This window comes from Serratia ureilytica (assembly GCF_017309605.1).
Taxonomy (GTDB): Bacteria; Pseudomonadota; Gammaproteobacteria; order Enterobacterales; family Enterobacteriaceae; genus Serratia; species Serratia ureilytica.
Genome location: NZ_CP071320.1, coordinates 2621103 through 2639262, shown reverse-complemented (window position 1 = coordinate 2639262; position 18160 = coordinate 2621103). Strand labels below are relative to the sequence as shown.

Genomic DNA, 18160 nt, shown 5'->3' with positions numbered 1-18160 from the left:
AATATGAGATGTAAGGTAGATGCTTGAAAAGGAGATATTCGGTTCTTTAAAAATAAAAAAGGAAGAGTAAAAGCATTAGATTATTAGTTGCATCAAAGGCCGCCTGCTGCAACACCGCGAACCCAATCAGGGCAAACCGGGCGCGCGGCTGGTGTACGATCTGGCGGATAACCTACTGGGCGAGCGCAGCCCGCAGAACGACATCGACGCGCACCTGCCGCTGGCGCCGATCGCCGACAACCGTCTGACGCACTGGCAAAAACTGTTTTACCGTTATGACGCCTGGGGCAACCTGATCAGCCGGCGCAACGGCCTTTACGAACAGCACTACCGCTACGACGCCGACAACCGGCTGGTGCAGGCGCACGGCCGCGGCCCGCAGGGCGAGTTCGAGGCGCAGTACCATTACGACGCGCTGGGCCGCCGCAGCCGCAAGGCGGTGCGCTACAAGGGCAAAACCGAACAGACGACCCGTTTCCTGTGGCAGGGCTACCGGTTGCTGCAGGAGCAGCGCGACGACGGCAGCCGCCGCAGCTGGATCTACGATCCGGCCAGCCCGTGGAGCCCGCTGGCGGCGCTGGAGCAGGCGGGCGACAGCCGCTCGGCGGATATTTACTGGTATCACACCGATCTGAACAGCGCGCCGCTGGAAGTGACCGACGCGGCGGGCAACCTGTGCTGGTCCGGGCAATACGACACCTTCGGCAAGCTGCAGGGCCAGACGGTGGCCGGCGCGGCGAAGCGGCAGGGTGCGCAATATCAGCAGCCGCTGCGCTACGCCGGACAATATCAGGACGACGAAAGCGGCCTGCACTACAACCTGTTCCGCTACTACGAACCCGAGGTGGGGCGTTTCACCACGCAGGATCCGATAGGGTTGGAAGGCGGGCTGAACCTTTATCAGTATGCGCCGAACCCGCTGATGTGGGTGGATCCGCTGGGGTTGAGTATTGAATGGGTTAATCCTTCGTCGTTAAATTATTCTCAAGCATATATATCTGATAACGTAACTGGATATATACTGATATGTCTAATAATAATTGGGATTGGAATCGAAGTGGACCATTAAATGTTGCCGAAGTAGATGGGCAATTAGTCTCTCTAGACAACCGCAGGTTATATGCAGCGCAAATGGCTAATGTAGAATCTGTACCAATTAAGAGGGTCAATTTATCTGATCCGTTACCACCACCAGCAACTGGAGGTACGTATGGGAGTAATCTCAATAAAAAACTGAACTCTAAACCTAAGAATTCTGATGTTCCTAGGGTCCAGTTACCAGCAACTGGAACACCTAAGAAGCCAACAATTGTTAGCAAGAACAAAAAAATGGGGAGTTGCAAATGATAGCTAAAGAAATGCAGATTAAGTGGGAAAACAATCAACTAGTCGGATTAGATGTAATCATTAATGATGTAGGTGTTGTAAGGGAAATAGATATTGAATTCGAGATGAATTATAAATTCAAAGGCACCTTTAATAAAGAGTATAAAGTCTTATTAGGTAATGAGACAACCTTGAATGCATTGATTGAACAGTATGACGAGGTGTGGTCAGAGATTCAAGTGAATAACAAAGTGCAACTTCCTGACGGTGATTTCTTGTTTTGTGGTGAGGGTGAAATGGGCAATGAAGGGTTTATTGCACGTACAGATGGAACTAATAGATTAAAATGGTCCATGTACTCAACAACATCTAATCCTTTTGTTAACGTTATAGAGGCTGGCAAATGTGTTTATTTTCAATCTACGCTGGGTTTCTATATCTTTTTTGATATAACTAACAATAACATATCTATAAAAAATGAAAAAAGTTGGTGAGGCTTTAAACGAAAGTGAGTGGCATAGATGAAAGTTTATTTCTATGAAATGATGAGCTAAGCTGGCAAGTTGCAGGGCCAGACGATAGCCGGCACGGCGAAGCGGCAGGGCGCGAAATATCAGCAACCGCTGCGCTACGCCGGGCAATATCAGGACGACGAAAGCGGCCTGCACTACAACCTGTTCCGTTACTACGAACCCGAGGTGGGGCGTTTCACCACGCAGGATCCGATAGGGCTGCGCGGCGGGTTGAACCTGTATCAGTATGCGCCGAACCCGCTGATGTGGATGGACCCGTATGGGTTGACTGAGGTTACTGTTGGTCGCTGGATGGGACCGGCAGAATATGAAAAAAAGGTTTCCACAGGTAAGGTTGTGCAAAGCACAACAGCACAACGGGAACTTCAACATGCTCAAAAAAATAAGTGATTGTATCTTATCCAATAGCCATTATGAAGTTAAGTACAATGCTAATGATTTTACAGATAGTCTGGTTGTTGATATAGATGACGATACGAAGATTGCGCGTTTTACGGTGTGGGATGATGCATCTTGTATGTTGGAGATCATTGATGTTGAAACCGGGAACTATATAATTAATGAACGAAGAGAATTATCAGACGAGGAAACTGTAATAGAAGCATTTAAAGAGTTTGTATCGTTGCTTAGAACTTAGTTATAAAGATTATTGATCTGATTTTGACATACTAATTTTAAATGCTCGGCTTTATGCACTGATGGACTTTTGAATAACGATGCGGCGAGCCCGCTGGCGGCGTTGGAGCAGGCGGGTGACAGCCGCTCGGCGGATATTTACTGGTATCAAACCGATCTGAATAGCGCGCCGCTGGAAGTAACCAACGCGGCGAAGCGGCAGGGCGCGCAATACCAGAAGCCGCTGTGCTACGCCGGGCAATATCAGGACGACGAAAGCGGTCTGCACTACAGTTCAGCTACTACGAACCCGCGGATGTGGGTGGATCCGCTGGGATTGAGTAGCAGAAGAGACCAACTCCCAGGGGATAAAATGCTTCTGAAAAGTGCGGTATTGAAATTAACCGATATGACGACTAGCTTGTCTGGAATATACAGCGCAATGTCTTTCTTAGTTATCATTTAAGTAGAGAGTGAGCTAAAGATGAAGGTGCAAGCAATAAAGACTAAGTATGGGTTCATTCAAGGGCGAGATGCCTTGATTATCTCTGAACATGAAGTGAGTCTTTCTCCTTTCACATTTAAAATTAAAGCGTTGCTTTCGTCATCAGCATGCGAGTTAGAGGTTTTGAATGAGGCTGATGTGAAAATAGAGTTCTTTTTTAGTGATATAGAAAGGATGTCTATCTATAAAGTCGATGACTATCCTTATGAGAAGTATTCAGAGTCAAGCTTTGACCTGCTGGAGGAATACAGTTCAGGAAAAGCAAGGGTTGCGTTAAGTACCTATGATCATGTTTTCGATGTTACAGGTAGTTTTAAAATATTGTATGAATAATGGCGGCATTTTGTGCCGCAGAAAAAGTTCGAAACGGTAGGAGGCATACTAAATACCCAATGTGCCGTTAATCAGGGTGCAGCACTGCCCGCCGATCCAGGGCTCGCCGTCAATAAAGCGCACGCTCACGCGGCCATCTCGCTTCAGTTGGGTGCCCTGGCGCACCAGGTAGCCCTGCGCGGTTCGGTCGCCGTCGGGGAAGCGGTTGGCCTTCAGCAAGCGCGCCAGGCAGGCGTTGGCGCTGCCCGTTACCGGATCTTCGATCAAGGCGCCGCATTCCACCATAAATGCGCGCATTTCGTAATCTGCCGGTTCGGCCGCAGAACAGGCGCCATAAATCACTACGCCATCCACATCACAGGCGGTTTGCAACCGTTCGATCATGGCCTGATCCGGCATCACCGCCAGGCAAGATTGCGCATCCGGCAGGCGCATCATCAGCCAGCGGATGCCCATGTCGACAATAACCGGCAGGGTATCGGCTTCAATCACCGCCGGCTGTAAAGCGGCCATCAGCCGTTCTGTTTCCTCAACCGCCATCGCGCGAAAACTGACTTCGGGCGCGGCGAACGCCAATGCGCCTTCCGGCAGGATATTGATCGCCACCAGGCCGACGCCGCATTCCTGCATCACCGTTCCGGGGCGTTTAGGCGCCAATCCGGCTTCCAGCAGGGCGTGTGCGGTGCCCAGCGTCGGGTGGCCGGCGAAGGGCAGCTCCTTTTCGGTAGTGAAGATGCGCACCTTATAATCCGCCGCCGGGTGCGTCGGTTTAAGCACAAAGGTGGTTTCCGAAAGGTTGGTCCAACGGGCCAATGCCAGCATCTGCGCGTCGTTCAGCCCTTCGGCTTCCAGCACCACCGCCACAGGATTGCCGAGCAGCGGCGTGGCGGTGAAAACGTCCACCTGTTTGTAGGCGCGGGGTGTCACATCATCGCTTCTGAGCATTGGCCATCATCCGTTATCAACAAAACCTGATGATAACGATATTCGCCAATGGCTTCAAAGGGTTGAATTTTGTTTTGGCATACCTGCCCGTCGCCACCTCAGCCCCGGCTTGGCGAACATCACCAGGTTGCCCAGCAGAATCAGGCACAGCCCCAGCACGGCGTTGAAGTGCCACTGGTAGCCTTCGTAGATCGTCGAGATGGTCAGCGCCACCAGCGGGAACAGCAGGGTGCTGTAAGCCGCCGCGCCGGCGCCGATGCGGCCGAGCAGGCTGAAGTAGGCGGCGAAGGCGATCACCGATCCGAAGACAGCCAGGTACAGCAGGGAGCCGATATAGCGGCTGCTGAATTCGATCTGGAACGATGTGCCCTGCGCCAAGGCGATCAGCGCCATCAGCATCGCGCCGTAGGTCATGGCGTAGGTGTTGGTGGAAAAGATATCCAGCCCGCGGCGCTGATGACGCGCGCTGATCATATTGCCCAGCGAGAAGCCGTAGGTGCCGAGCGCGCTCAGACCGATGCCTTTGAGCAGCTCCGGCGCCAGGCGGGTGGCGGCCAGGTCTTGCCAGAACAGCGCCACGATGCCGGTCAACCCCAGCAGCGCCGCCGGCAGCAGGTTGGGGCTGGGGCGCTGGCGGAAAAACAGCAGGCTGTTGAGGGCATTGAACAGCACCGCCATCGAGAAGATCACCGATTCCAGCCCGCTGCTGATATAAGCCGCCGCGTGGTAAAAGCAGAAGAAGTTGAAGCCGAACACGCAGCAGCCCTGTAGCACGCAGAACAGATGATCGCGGGGGGCGATGCGGCGCAGGCGGCGCGTTAGCAACAGCACGGCAAACATCACCGCGGCGGAAATGGCGAAGCGGTAAGCGATCGAGACGGGAATAGCCACCGGGCCTTCCTGTTGCAGGGTGATCGCAATCCAGGTAGTGCCCCAAATCAGCACCACGGCGAGGTACAACAGCGCATTCATTCTATTCACTCCGAAAAAGCCGATGGCGCAGTATCCGCTTTGGCGTGCGGCCGCGCTTGCAGCGCCTTGCGCCCAGTTGCATATTCTTGCGCTTTTTTTGCCAAAAGCGCGGGGCGGCCGCTGGCATGCCGAGGCGCCACTCTTTACACTGTCGGCATGTCGAACAACGGGGCCGGCGATGTCCAACTATCAGGCGTTTGAAACACTGCGTGAGCATAAAGCGCGGTTGCACGGCCGCGTGCTGCTGGGCACCGGCGTGGAGCTGGCGGCCTGGTCCAACTGCAACGATCGCGTCACGCAGGAGAGCGCCGACCACCATACCCTGAGCCTGTACGTCGCCGACGGCTATGAGTGCTACCAGCAGGTGCCGGGCGGCTGGCGCAACGGCGGCGGGCCGGATCGGTTCTGCATCATGCCGCGCCAGTATGCATCTACCTGGGATGTGCGCAGCGATCTGTCGTTCGTGCATCTGTATTGCACCGACGGGCATTTGCGCCGGCTGGCGGAGCAAACCTGGGATCGCAGCCCGGCGGCGATCAACGTAGAGCCGCGTAGCTTTGGCGAAGATCCGCAAATTACGCTGCTGTATCGCCAGTTTTTGCTTAACTGCGACTGGCGTGACAGCGCCAATCTGCTGGCGCTCAGCAGCGCGTCGAACCTGCTGATGTCGCACCTGATCCAACGCTACAGCCAGCTGCAGTGGACGCTGCCGCAGGCGCGCGGCGGCCTGGCCCCCGCGGTAGCCAGGCGGGTGCGGGAATATATCGCAAGCCATCTCGATCGGCCGCTGCTGCTGGCCGATCTGGCGGCGCAGGCCGGATTGAGCGAGTACCACTTCGCCCGCATGTTCAAGCACGCCACCGGCCTGGCGCCGCACCAGTTCGTGATGCGCGCGCGGCTGCAACGGGCGGAACAGCTGTTGCGGCATAGCCAACAGCCGATCACCGAGATCGCGCTGGCGTGCGGCTTCAGCTCCGCCAGCCATTTCAGCAACCGCTTCAAGGCGGCCTATGGATTTGCTCCGCTGCAGGTGCGGCAGGGGCGCTAACCGGAAGGGAGTGCAAGCATGGATCAACAATTTGCGGGCCTGGGCGTGTTGTTTGTCGCCGGATTCGGGCCCATCACGCGTGAGAGCGACGCGAGCAAGGCGTTTTATGTCGAGGCGCTGGGGTTGCCGCTCAAGCCGATGCCGGGCAACGAGAGCTATCTGCTGGCCGAGCAGGGCGCGCTGGACGGGGTGAAACACTTCGCCCTGTGGCCGCTGGCGCAGGCGGCGCAGTCCTGTTTTGGCGACGAGCGCTGGCCGGCGGATCTCGCGGCGCCGCAGGCGTGGATCGAATTTGACGTGGCCGACATGGCGATAGCCACCCAAGGGCTAATCGATCGCGGTTATCGGCTGCTGGTCGCCAACCGTGAAGAGCCGTGGGGGCAAAGCGTTACCCGGTTGCTCAGCCCGGAAGGATTGCTGGTTGGCGTCACCTATACGCCCTGGCTGCGTTAAACGCCGCGCCGCCCGCCACCGTTTCCCTGCGGCGGGCGGCTTAAGAACAAATTCGCATTAGCTTAAAGCTATCTGCGCTATAGACCTACCGAATCCCCGAGCTATCCCTCATCCTGAAAACAGTAATCCCGTTCATTGCGTAAAAACCAAGGGTCAGAACGCGCTATTGCCACGCCATTTCACGGCGATTTTTTACCCTCTTTTGGCGTCGTCAGGTGCCTGATGGGAATAGAGATTATTCTTATATTTCCGCTAACCGTTAAGAAATAATAATGATTCTCGTTTTCAACCACGGAAAGGAGAAGGAACGATGAAAACAGTGAAGCGAACGGGTATCGCGCTGGCGATAGCCCTGACTTTCCCCCTGGCATTGCCTGCCGCTACGGCGGCGCAAACCTCCCTGACAAACAGTAAGGCGGCGACGATGACGGAAAAACACGGGCAGTTTATTGCGGTTGGTAAAGTGGTGCAGGTGACCTTTGGCGATTTCGCCTTCAAGCTGGATTTTACCGATGACAAGACCATGACCTTCACCGGCATCGGCGAGGCGTCGCAGGGCATCACCGATACCGTGCAGTACACCGCGGTGGAAATTCGGCCGAAGGTCTACATGGTCTACTGGCATGAGCCGCAGTCCGGCGACAACGTGACGCATATCGAGGACTTCGAGCGCGGCGAGGTGTACACCAACATCGCCGCCAAGGACGGCAGCTTCACCCATCTGAAAGGGCAGCTGAAAATTGTAGGTCACTCAGGAAACTAAGGAGCAGTTATGAAAAAGGCATTGATCACCTGTGCGATCGTCGGCGGCCTGCTGGCGAGTTACCCGGCGCTGTCAACGGATCAGGCGGCGTCTTACAAATCGGCCGGCAAGGGCGGTTATCATCATGCTCAGCAAAAGCTGAAGGTGGTGGAAGATCTGTACGCGGGCTTCTTCAACCGCCATGACATCGGCGTGGCGCGGAAGCTGATTGTGGAAAACTACAAGCAGCATAACCCGTTCGTCGGCGACGGCATCAAGCCGTTCCTCGATTTCTTCAGCCAGACCTTCAAAGACAACCCGCAGTACAGCGCTAAAATATACCGCAGCGCGGTCAACGGCGATCTGGTCTACGTTCACGTCAAATATCAAAATAACCCGCAGGATCGCGGCACTGCCAGCGTGGATATTTATCGGGTGAACGATCAGGGGAAAATCACCGAGCATTGGGACGTCAATCAGGATGTGCCGGAAAAATCGGCCAACGACAACACCATGTTCTGATGCAAAAGGGCCGCTGCGGCGGCCCTCTACGCGCCTGCAACACTTTATTTACTTACATAAATACCAAACGTTCATCGCGTCGAGTAGGCTACGGCCGCCTTTGGCAGTGGCGGCACGGTTGATGGGCGTCATTGTCCCGCCACTGCTTGAGGCGCTTCCCTCGCATTCCCCGCTATCCCGCGCGTTTAGGCTGCACTTTTTTGAACTGATGGCGCAGCTGCAGCGCATTGAACAGCACCAATACCGCCGTCACGGCGAACACCCAACGGAACCCCATCATCGCCGAAATGCCCGAACCCAGCAGCGGGCCGACCACGTTGCCCAGATACATAAATGACTGGTTATAGCCGAAGATGCGCCCGGTCACCTGATCGGAGGAATACTTCAGCAGCAGCGCCTGCACCGCCGGCATCAGCGCGCCATCGGCGAAGCCCAGCAGAAAGCGCAGAATGCCCAGCTGCAGCGGCGTATTCACCCAGGCCATCACGGCGAACAGGCCGGTGGTGAACAGCAGCGCGGCGATCAGAATGCGCGCGGTGCCGATGCGATCGCCGAGCCGCCCGAGGCGCGGCGCGGAGATCAGCGCCGCGATGCCGGGCACGGCGGCGATCATGCCGCTGACGAAGGCGATATTGCTGACGTTGCCCGACAGTTCGCGAATGAACAGCGTCAGGATCGGGCTGATGGAGGAGTTGGCCAGCTGGATCATCAGGGTGCAAACGAACAGGGTGACGATCAGCGCCGGATAGGGCAGCGACCGGAATACCGCCTTGCCGCTCAGCTGATCCGCTTTTTTCACCGTGATGCGCCGCTCTTTAATCAGGAACAGCGTCACCAGGAAGCTGACGAACATCAGCCCGGAAGTGACGAAAAACACCACCCGCAGCCCCAGATGGTCGGCCATCAACCCGCCCAGCAGCGGCCCGGCGATCACGCCGGAGATCTGCCCGGTCGAGAGCGTGCCCAGCGCCCAGCCGCTTTTATCGCGCGGCGCCTGCGAGGCGACCAGCGCCATGGCGTTGGGAATATAGCCGGACGTCAGCCCCATCAGGGCGCGCAGCGCGAACAGCTGCCACACGTTAGTGGCCAGCCCCTGCAGCGCGATGACGATCGCCATGCCCAGCGAAGCGCGCAGCAGCATCAGCTTACGGCCTTTGCGGTCGGCCAGGCTGCCCCACAGCGGCGACACCACCGCCGAGACCAAAAAGGTGCCGCTGAATACCAGCCCGGACCACAGGCTGAGGGATTGATGATCGCTGACGCCAAGTTGTTCGACGTACAGCGGCAGAAAAGGGAGGATTTGGCTCATCGCCAGCCCGGTGAAGAAACACCCGAGCCAGACCGAGATCAGATTGACTTTCCACGCTTCCATTGATTTGTCGTACCACGTTGAATTTGGAGGGGATATTAAGCACGTTAATAATAACACTGCGAATGGGCTGGCGCGGAAGAATTGCGTGAGCAGACGTAAAGCCAGCCGTGTCGTTACATTTTGCTATAAATTAATAGCTATATTATCATAGGTATTTATTTTAAGCTACTCCTCCTGGCCGCTCGGCGGCCCCATCTTCTACCCATATCGTCGTGTCGGCGGCAAGGAGAAGCTCTCTATGAATACCGCATTGATCGCTTTGGATTACATCGTTGATATCACCCATCCTGAGGGAAAAATCGCGCGTTCTGCGCAGCAGGTCATTGAGCGCGACGTCATCGTGCGGGCAAACAGCGCATTAGCGCTCGCGCGGCGCAAGGATTGGCTGCGTATTTTGGTCAAAGTCGGGTTCGCCGCCGGTTATATCGATCAGCCCAAACAATCCCGGATGTTCGGCCAGGCACATCAATTTGGCGCTATCGCATTGGATCAACCCGGGACGGCTTTTCATCCCGATTTGGCGTCAGAGCTGGGCGAATTAACGATCGTAAAACCGCGCGTCAGCGCTTTTTATGGCACCAATCTGGACGCGATACTGCGCGCCCGCCGCATCGAGCGGCTGGTAATTTGCGGGGTCAGCAGCACCTGGGCGGTACAGGCGACGGCGCGTGACGCGCACGATCGTGATTATCAGGTGTGGGTGCTGGAAGAGGCCTGCGCCGCAGCCACCGCGCAAGAACACCGGATCTCCATGGAAACGCTCGCGACGATCGCCGATATCGTCACGCTGGAACAGCTGGGCGAACGTTGATGCAGCTGCGTGCCGAAATCAACCTGCGGCTGCTGCTGCGGGGCGCGTGGATGTTGGCGCCGCTGCTGGCGCTGACTCTGGCGACCGGAAACGTCGACTGGCTGAAGGCTTCGGTGGTTACCATATCGCTGTTTATCGTGTTCGAAAGGGTTGAGTTGGCGCCGCTCGGCGTCATGCTGCATGCGGCTGCGCTGCTGTCGGTTTTCATGACGTTGCTGTACGCCATGCGGGCGCCGGCGACCTTCATTTTGGCATGCGTTTTTGCGGCGGCGGCGGCGGTGGGGATATCCGCCTGCGGCGGCAAATTGCGATCCTTGGGTAATTTTATCTTTATCCCGGCCCTTTATCTGGCGTGCGAGATTGCAGAAGGCGGCACGCACGCGCCAATGATCCAACGCGCCTGGGCACTGTTTCCCTATCTCTGGGTGGCCGCTTTGCCGGTGTTGGCGCTCGCGCTGATAGAGCACCGGCAACGGGCTTATCTGCCGTTTGAAAATGCATGGCGTCATTACCTTAAACTGCACCGCAGCGAAGGATTTGGCGCCCGGGTCGCCTGCGGTGAAGCGTTGTTGGCCGTGATTTTTGCCGTCGGGCTGTCTGCCGCGCTCGTCGAATGGCGGCAGCTCGATTATGGTCAATGGGTGATCTGGTCGGCCGTCAGCGTGATCACCGGCGATATGGCGACCACGCGCAATAAGCTTCGTCAGCGGGCGTCAGGTGCGTTGATGGGGGTTCCCGCCGGCATTTTGCTGGGGTATCTCATACCGCATAGCGATATGGGCTACGAACTGCTTACCGTGGCCACGATGCTGACATTGGTCTCTTTTCATCGTTATGCCTTAGGCTTTGGCGTGCGTTGCGCCTGCATCGCCTGTGCATTGATTATCGCCGGAAAAGCGCCGGAAATCGCGGCGGAAAGGGCGTTTAATGTGCTGCTCGGCGGCGGTATCGGTTTGCTGTTCGCTTTCCTGATGGATGGCGCGTTGCTGGCCAGTCCCGGCGCGCGCAAATAGCGGCCTGGGGTTTCTCTCGCGCCAATTTCGGTTGACCGTTCCTGCCCCCGGTGTGAAAGTACGATTGAATCTATCGTTATCTATTGATGCCAATGAAAAAAGATCATCCTGAAGACGTGACGCTGCTGCGCACGCAGTTAATGTCGCTGGTGCGCCGCATGCGGCGCGAGTCGCGCAGCGACGAAAAATCCTGGGCCCAGCTGATGCTGTTGGGGGCTATCGATCGCCATGGCGGCGAGGCGACGCCGTCGTTGCTGGCGGAGTCGGAGCGTATGCGCTCCTCAAACCTGGCGGCCGCGTTGCGCGAGCTGGAAGCCGAGGGGCTGCTGGTGCGCACGCCGGATGCCGAAGACAAACGCCGGGTGCGGGTGCGGCTGACGTCCGCCGGGCTGGGTTTGCTGCAGCAAAGCCGCGTCCGACGTGAGGCGTGGTTGCTGGCGGCGATGGAAAGCTGTCTGTCCGAGCGGGAGCAGGCGCTGTTGCTCGAAGCGGGGGCGCTGATGGCGCGGCTGGCGGCGGCGCCGTCTGCGGAAGCGGACTGATTGCAGGGGCGGCCTGAGTTGCCCCCTGCGGCGAGATTACGGCATCGGCCAATCGACCGGCATGGTGCTGACCACGTCCACGTAGCGATCCCAGGCCGATGACCAGAATTGGGTGAAGGCTTCGAGGGTGAAGTGAATGCCCATCAGGCCCATCACGAACCAGCAGGCGGTAAACAGGCCCAGGCTGCTGAACATGAACGCCATGCCATTGCGGCTGGTTTTACGGCAAACGACGTTTAACTGGCTGGCGAAGAACATCATCACGGCGCTCAGCAACTCCCAGCGCATCATGATTAAACCGGTGGCAATGGTACTCATCGAACTCGATCCTATGTAACAAAAAGCCGCATCCGGCAGGGCGCCGACAGGAAAATGCGGAGGAGAATAACGGTAATAGTGTGATAAGGATCACATTGTAGCATTGAGAGGAACGGCGGCTCAATGGGGCGCGCGGTGAAAAAATCGCCGCCGGTAACATTCCAATATGCTGAAACAGTTATGCCATTTCATTAGCAACCTTTTCATGGGGCGTCGCGCCCGATAACGCTATGCTTGCCGGCTTTTCAGTTCCCTGATTTTGCGGGGAAATGTGACGCAAAAGGTATCGGCTCCGCATGGCCCTGTTAAAAGAAAAAATTCGCGACCACTCCGCGGAAGAGATGCTGTTTATCCGCCGGGCGGCCGTGGCGCTGGCGCTGGTGGTGGTCTGTTTCGGCGCGCTGGTCGTCAACCTCTACCGGCTGCAAATTCGCCAGCACGGCTTTTACCAGACGCGCTCCAACCAGAATGACATCAAGATGTTGCCGATCGCCCCAAGCCGCGGGCTGATCTTCGATCGCAACGGCATTCCGCTGGTACGAAACGTGACACTGTATCGCATCGAGATCACGCCCAGCAAAATCACCGATATATCGGCGCTGCTGCAGGCGTTGACGCCGATCGTCGATCTGACGCCGGAAGATATCAGCGCGTTTCGCGACGACATGCACCACAACAGCCGCTACAAGCCGATAACGCTAAAAGCGGGGCTGAACGACACCGAGGTGGCGCGTTTCGCCGTCAATCAATACCGTTTCGACGGGGTGACTATCGATACCTATCAGCAGCGCGAATATCCTTACGGCGCGCAGCTGGCGCACGTGCTGGGCTACGTGTCGAAGATCAACGACAGCGATCTCAAGCGCCTGGACAAGGCCGGGTTGAGCGAGAACTATGCCGCCGATCGCAACATCGGCAAACAGGGCATCGAGGCCTATTACGAGTCCGAGCTGCACGGCACCACCGGCTATCAGGAGGTGGAGGTGGATAACCACGGGCGGGTGATCCGCTTGCTGAAGGAGCAGCCGCCGCAGGCCGGCAAAAACATCTACCTGACGCTGGATCTGCCGCTGCAGCAGTACATCGAATCGGTGCTGAAGGGGCAACGCGCCGCGGTGGTGGTGGAAGATCCGCGCGACGGCGGCATTCTGGCGATGGTCTCCAGCCCCAGTTACGATCCCAATCCCTTCGTCAAAGGCATCGGCTATCAGGCCTATAAGGCGCTGCTCCGCAACCCGGATCTGCCGCTCATCAACCGCGTCACCCAGGGGCTGTACCCGCCGGCGTCGACGGTGAAGCCCTACATGGCGGTTTCGGCGCTGTTTGCCGGGGTGATCACGCCCACCACCACCTTTTTCGGCGCGCCGACCTGGACGCTGCCCGGCACCGAGCGGCGCTATCGCGACTGGCTGAAGACCGGTCACGGCATGCTCAACGTCACCAAAGCGATAGAAGAGTCCGCCGATACCTTCTTTTATCAGGTGGCGTATGAGATGGGCATCGATCGCATTCACCATTGGCTGAGCCAGTTTGGTTACGGCCAGTCGACCGGCATCGATCTGAACGAAGAGTACCGCGGCGTGCTGCCAAGCCGCGACTGGAAGCTGAAGGTGCACAAAAAAGTCTGGTATCAGGGGGATACGGTATCGGTCGGCATCGGCCAGGGATATTGGGTGGCGACGCCTATTCAGATGGTGAAAGCGCTGACTACGCTGATCAACAACGGTAAGGTGAAAACGCCGCACCTGCTGTATTCGCTGCAGCAGGGCAACCGGGTCACGCGTTATCAGCCGCCGACGCAGGCGCTGCAGATTGGCGATCCCCGTTCGCCTTACTGGGGCATTGTGCGCAACGGCATGTATGGCATGGCCAACCTGCCGAACGGCACCGGATACAAGCTGTTCCATACCGCGCCGTACCAGATTGCCGCTAAATCCGGCACCTCGCAGGTGTTCAGCCTGAAGCAAAACCAGACTTACAACGCCAAAATGATTCCGGTGCGGCTGCGCGATCACATCTTTTATACGCTGTTCGCCCCCTACAAAAACCCCCGGGTGGCGATGGCGCTGATCCTGGAAAACGGCGGCGGCGACGGCGTGGTGGCGGGGCCGACCGCGCGCGCGATCCTCGACCACATTTTCGATCCGGCCAACGCGCCCCAGCCCGGCGACGCGGCGCAAACTAAACCGCAGTTAAACGACAGTGCGGATGTGCAACGGTGATGCGGTTTGTTTTTACTTTCTTACAAACTGCAATCTCCTGACCATTTCCGGCAAGGTAGACTGAAATAACACGATAAACCGAATAAAAACGCAGGGTTAACACAACAGTGGCGCCATCGACCAAAAAGAGCGGTAAAACCTATTCCACAGTTCGTTTCGGCTGGATTTGCGCCGGCATGCTGGTCTGTTTTTTTCTGTTGGCGTTCAGGGTCGGTTACCTGCAACTGCTGGAACACCAGCAGTTGGCGAACCAGGCAGATCAGCGCTCGATTCGCACCCAGGTAGTGCCGACCAACCGCGCCATGATCACCGATCGCAACAATGAGGCGCTGGCGGTCAGCGTGTCGTCGAAAGACATCGTGCTGGATCCGAAGCATATTCTCGATACCCAGACCGATACCGGCAACGAACGCTGGCAGAGCATGGCCAACGTGCTGAAGATCCCGCTGGCGGACGTGCAGCATCTGATCCAGAGCAACGCGCACAAACGCTTTGTCTACCTGGCGCGCAAGGTGGAGGACGACAACGCCGCTTATATCAGCAAACTGCACCTGACCGGCGTCAGCACCGAGCAGGATTTCAGCCGCTTCTATCCGATGGGCCAGGATGCGGCCGGACTGATCGGCATCGTCGGCCAGGACAATCAGGGGCTGGAGGGCATCGAGCTGGGCTTCAACCCGTTGCTGCAGGGTAAAAACGGCCTGCGGGTCTACCAGAAGGACGGCAGCGGTGCGGTGATCGGCGTGATTAAAAGCGTGGATCCGGTTCCACCGCCGAATGTGACGCTCAGCATCGACAAATTTATCCAGTACGTGCTCTATGCGCAGATCCGCGACGGCGTGGTGGCTAACCAGGCCGACTCCGGCTGCGCGGTGCTGGTGAAAATCGACACCGGCGAAATCCTCGGCATGGCCAGCTATCCGTCGTTCAACCCGAACAACTATGGCAGCACGCCGGCGAAAGATATCCGCAACGTGTGCAGCAGCGACAGCTTCGAACCGGGTTCGACGGTGAAACCGGTCGTGGTGATGGTGGGGCTGGAGCATAAGCTGATCCGGCCGGATACCGTGTTGGACACCACGCCGTATCGGGTGAACGGTCACCTGATCAAGGACGTCGGCCACTGGTCGAAGCTGACCATCACCGGCGTGCTGCAAAAATCGAGCGACATCGCGGTATCGCACATTGCGCTGGCGCTGCCGGCCACGGTGCTGCCGGCGGTCTACCGCAGCTTTGGCCTGGGGCGGCCGACCGAGCTTGGCATCGGCAACGAGAGCAGCGGCTACCTGCCGCAGCATCGCGAGCGCTGGGCCGATATCGAACGCGCCACGTTCTCCTTCGGCTATGGGCTGCGCGTGACGCCGCTGCAAATGGCGCGCGAGTATGCCGCGATCGGTTCCTTCGGCATTTATCGGCCGCTGTCGATCACTAAGGTGACGCCGCCGGTGATGGGGCAACGCATTTTGCCGGCCGATACGGTCAGGTCCGTGGTGCATATGATGGAAAGCGACGCCTTGCCGGGCGGCAGTGGGGTGAGCGCTGCGGTGCCCGGCTACCGTTTGGCGATCAAAACCGGTACCGCCGAGAAAATGGGCCCCAGCGGCAAATACGACGGCGGCTATATCAACTATACCGCCGGCGTGGCGCCGGCCAGCGATCCGCAGGTAGCGCTGGTGGTGATGGTCAACAACCCGAAAGCCGGCAAGCACTTCGGCGGCTCGGTAGCCGGGCCGGTGTTCGGCAAGATCATGGCCCAGGTGCTGGAGCACATGAATATCCTGCCGGATGCCCAGCCGCTCAATGTGGTGTCGTCGGTTAAAGGGTGAGGATTTAAGCGGGAAGTGAGTGGGTCAGAAAATGTCTGACCCACGCTTCAATACAACGAGTTTAACCTACGGCAGTATTTATTATGGATATGCCTTGAAATATTGATTGATATTCGACTTGAATGAATTTCTCTGTTTCTAAAATAATATTTCTTATTTGGCGATTCGCAGAGAAGCTTATTTTCTCACCAAGACAATTCCCTCTTTCGTTCACGCCTTAACATGATTTCAACGCATTCCGAACCCGGCAACACCCGTCTATGGGGGCTGTAATCGTCGTGTCATCAATGCTCGTTAGACTCGCGGCATCCTGGTATTACCGACTAAAAATCATGAACATAAAACTGACACTTGGCCGCGGGGCAAAACCTGCGCCCGCGCTGCCGCGCGCGTTTGGCTTCGGCAAAAGCATGGGGTTATTAAGCGGCGTAATTTGCGTTATCGCGCTATTTTCTCTGCTGCAATTGTTTTCCACCGTATTTATTTCCAATATTCTGCGCGACGCCAAGATTAACCTGGTGACGGGCGACGCCTTGCATCGCCAGCAGGCGGCGATGGATCGCGCCAGGCTGTCGCTGCTGACGGCCAGCGATACCCTGAACCGTGCGGGCATTTACTATCTGCAGGATAAAGCCACCGGCTCCGACGGCAGCTGGCATAGCCTGCTGGATGAATCGCTGGCGGCGTTGCAGGCTTCAGAGCAGGCCTTCGCCCGGTTTGAGCGCCTGAGCGCGACGGCGCCCGAGGCCGCTGACGCCCTGAAAGGCAGTTATCGCCTGTTCTATGACGGTCTGAAGGAGCAGGCGCAAGGGCTGCAACGCAGCGACAGCATCGATGCGTTTTTCGCCGTGCCGATCCAGGCTTTTCAGGCAGATTTCAACGAGAAGTATCTCGCTTATCAGGCGCTGAACGAACGACGCGGCGATGACGTCAACGTGCGGCAATTGGCGGCGCTGGAGCAGGCCAAAACCTATGCGCTTGGCGCGCTCGCGGCGTTGGCGCTGATCGCCTTGGGCGTGTGGTTCGGCGTTGATCGTTGGGTGATTGCACCGTTGCAAAGGGCGATCGCCCATCTCAACGTGCTGGCCGCCGGCGATCTTTCGCGGCCGTTGCCGCCTGAACGGGCGGTTAACCGCGAAATGCGTCAGTTGCAAACCAGCATTGGCCACATGCAAAACGGCCTGCAGCGGCTGGTGAGTGAGGTGCGCGATGCGGCGAGCGGGATCCTGAACGGCGTCGGGCGGCTGGCGGACGGCAATCGACAGTTGACGGCGCAGTCGGCGAAGCAGGACGGCGAATTGCAGTTGGCGACCGAGCACGTGCAGCAGTTGGCGGCGCGGGTGGAAGAAAACGGCCAATACGCGCAGCTGGCCAATCAACGCACCGAACAGGCCAGGCAGTGCGCCGGCGCCAGTGAAAAGATGATGCAAACCGTCAACGTCTCGATGCAAGGGATCGTCAACCAATCGGCCGAGATGCGCGGCATTGTGGCGCTGATCGACAGCGTGGCGTTTCAGACCAATATTCTGGCGCTGAATGCGGCGATCGAGGCCGCGCACGCCGGCGTTCACGGCCGCGGTTTCGCCATTGTCGCTAAAGAAGTGGGCCTGCTGGCGCAGAAGAGCAGCCATTCTACGCGCGATATTCAGCAGCTGATCAACCGCTCGTTGCAGCAAATCGATCAGGGGTCGCAAGCGGTGGATCTACTGGCGGGCAATTTGCGTCAAATTATCGATCTGGTGAACACGTTTAGCGCACTGATGGGGGAGATCTCGCTGGCGTCGCTCAATCAGGGGGAGAGCATTCAGGACGTGACGGCGCGCATCGCCGGGCTGAATCAGGTGGCGCGGCAAACCGGCGCCGTGGTGAACGCGGTGACCGAGGCTTCGCAGTTGCTGCAGGGCGAATCGGAACGATTGGAAAAAGCGATGGCGCGTTTCAGGCTGCCGGCGCAATAAATAACCCTGGCGCAGGTTAATGAATAATAAAGCCGCGCTTAACGTTATTTATTTAGGTTCGCTCCCTGAGGAATTTCAGCGGAGTAAATAAAGCAGGCCGGCGC

Annotated in this window: 17 protein-coding genes and 3 pseudogenes; 16 read left to right on the top strand and 4 right to left on the bottom strand. The window is 57.5% G+C overall.

Annotated features, from left to right (window positions below; translation table 11 throughout):
- Positions 1-94: 94 nt before the first annotated feature.
- The 6 genes and pseudogenes from J0X03_RS12240 to J0X03_RS12215 all read left to right on the top strand — a co-directional run.
- Positions 95-949, top strand: a pseudogene (locus tag J0X03_RS12240) (RHS repeat domain-containing protein); the annotation flags it as partial.
- A 394-nt stretch (positions 950-1343) separates the two neighbouring features.
- The gene (locus J0X03_RS12235; protein ID WP_160204277.1) at positions 1344-1820 is read left to right on the top strand and encodes a hypothetical protein; all 477 of its coding nucleotides are present in this window, start codon (positions 1344-1346) and stop codon (positions 1818-1820) included.
- A 108-nt stretch (positions 1821-1928) separates the two neighbouring features.
- Positions 1929-2210 (top strand): annotated as a pseudogene (locus tag J0X03_RS12230) (RHS repeat-associated core domain-containing protein); the annotation flags it as partial.
- A gap of 19 nt (positions 2211-2229) precedes the next feature.
- A complete protein-coding gene (locus J0X03_RS12225) occupies positions 2230-2496 on the top strand; it encodes an immunity protein TriTu family protein (protein WP_071845145.1) in 267 nt (88 codons plus the stop codon).
- An 87-nt stretch (positions 2497-2583) separates the two neighbouring features.
- Positions 2584-2817 (top strand): annotated as a pseudogene (locus J0X03_RS24340) (RHS repeat-associated core domain-containing protein); the annotation flags it as partial.
- A 141-nt stretch (positions 2818-2958) separates the two neighbouring features.
- The gene (locus J0X03_RS12215) at positions 2959-3312 is read left to right on the top strand and encodes a hypothetical protein (RefSeq protein WP_089197024.1); all 354 of its coding nucleotides are present in this window, start codon (positions 2959-2961) and stop codon (positions 3310-3312) included.
- A gap of 48 nt (positions 3313-3360) precedes the next feature.
- Here J0X03_RS12215 and J0X03_RS12210 read toward each other — a convergent pair whose 3' ends face one another.
- Both J0X03_RS12210 and J0X03_RS12205 read right to left on the bottom strand, forming a co-directional pair.
- Positions 3361-4257: a PhzF family phenazine biosynthesis protein gene (locus J0X03_RS12210; protein WP_089194727.1), complete on the bottom strand. Its 897-nt coding sequence runs from the start codon at positions 4255-4257 to the stop codon at positions 3361-3363.
- A 54-nt stretch (positions 4258-4311) separates the two neighbouring features.
- A complete protein-coding gene (locus J0X03_RS12205) occupies positions 4312-5229 on the bottom strand; it encodes a DMT family transporter (protein WP_103681779.1) in 918 nt (305 codons plus the stop codon).
- Between the two features lie 178 nt (positions 5230-5407).
- On the opposite strand from J0X03_RS12205, the gene J0X03_RS12200 reads away from it, so the two are divergent.
- The 4 genes from J0X03_RS12200 (at position 5408) to J0X03_RS12185 (ending at position 7994) form a co-directional block, all read left to right on the top strand.
- A complete protein-coding gene (locus J0X03_RS12200; RefSeq protein WP_033643016.1) occupies positions 5408-6277 on the top strand; it encodes a helix-turn-helix domain-containing protein in 870 nt (289 codons plus the stop codon).
- An 18-nt stretch (positions 6278-6295) separates the two neighbouring features.
- Positions 6296-6730, top strand: a complete 435-nt coding sequence (locus J0X03_RS12195; protein WP_047026144.1) for a VOC family protein — start codon at positions 6296-6298, stop codon at positions 6728-6730.
- A gap of 310 nt (positions 6731-7040) precedes the next feature.
- Positions 7041-7493, top strand: a complete 453-nt coding sequence (locus J0X03_RS12190; RefSeq protein ID WP_099783007.1) for a MoaF-related domain-containing protein — start codon at positions 7041-7043, stop codon at positions 7491-7493.
- 9 nt (positions 7494-7502) lie between these two features.
- Entirely contained in the window at positions 7503-7994 is a 492-nt protein-coding gene (locus J0X03_RS12185; protein WP_033643018.1) for a nuclear transport factor 2 family protein, read from the top strand.
- 172 nt (positions 7995-8166) lie between these two features.
- Here J0X03_RS12185 and J0X03_RS12180 read toward each other — a convergent pair whose 3' ends face one another.
- Positions 8167-9366, bottom strand: coding sequence for a multidrug efflux MFS transporter (locus J0X03_RS12180; protein ID WP_033650443.1), 1200 nt, complete (start codon positions 9364-9366; stop codon positions 8167-8169).
- A 238-nt stretch (positions 9367-9604) separates the two neighbouring features.
- Here J0X03_RS12180 and J0X03_RS12175 point away from each other — a divergent pair, with 238 nt between their 5' ends.
- The 3 genes from J0X03_RS12175 (at position 9605) to J0X03_RS12165 (ending at position 11732) form a co-directional block, all read left to right on the top strand.
- On the top strand, positions 9605-10177 hold the full coding sequence (locus J0X03_RS12175) for a cysteine hydrolase family protein (protein WP_046687016.1): 573 nt from the start codon (positions 9605-9607) through the stop codon (positions 10175-10177).
- Positions 10177-11190, top strand: a complete 1014-nt coding sequence (locus tag J0X03_RS12170) for an FUSC family protein (protein ID WP_230358679.1) — start codon at positions 10177-10179, stop codon at positions 11188-11190. The genes J0X03_RS12175 and J0X03_RS12170 overlap by 1 nt, the downstream gene beginning before the upstream one ends.
- 92 nt (positions 11191-11282) lie before the next feature.
- Positions 11283-11732, top strand: a complete 450-nt coding sequence (locus J0X03_RS12165; RefSeq protein WP_116286869.1) for a MarR family winged helix-turn-helix transcriptional regulator — start codon at positions 11283-11285, stop codon at positions 11730-11732.
- A 36-nt stretch (positions 11733-11768) separates the two neighbouring features.
- On the opposite strand, the gene J0X03_RS12160 is transcribed toward J0X03_RS12165, so the two are convergent.
- Positions 11769-12050 (bottom strand): YjcB family protein, encoded by a 282-nt coding sequence (locus J0X03_RS12160; protein ID WP_033650442.1) that lies wholly within the window; start codon positions 12048-12050, stop codon positions 11769-11771.
- Positions 12051-12346: 296 nt separating this feature from the next.
- On the opposite strand from J0X03_RS12160, the gene mrdA reads away from it, so the two are divergent.
- From mrdA to J0X03_RS12145, 3 genes are all read left to right on the top strand, one after another.
- Positions 12347-14272: a penicillin-binding protein 2 gene (mrdA, locus tag J0X03_RS12155; protein ID WP_033643022.1), complete on the top strand. Its 1926-nt coding sequence runs from the start codon at positions 12347-12349 to the stop codon at positions 14270-14272.
- A 107-nt stretch (positions 14273-14379) separates the two neighbouring features.
- Positions 14380-16098, top strand: a complete 1719-nt coding sequence (locus J0X03_RS12150) for a penicillin-binding transpeptidase domain-containing protein (RefSeq protein WP_033643023.1) — start codon at positions 14380-14382, stop codon at positions 16096-16098.
- Between the two features lie 332 nt (positions 16099-16430).
- Positions 16431-18056 (top strand): methyl-accepting chemotaxis protein, encoded by a 1626-nt coding sequence (locus J0X03_RS12145; protein WP_412770898.1) that lies wholly within the window; start codon positions 16431-16433, stop codon positions 18054-18056.
- Positions 18057-18160 lie beyond the last annotated feature (104 nt).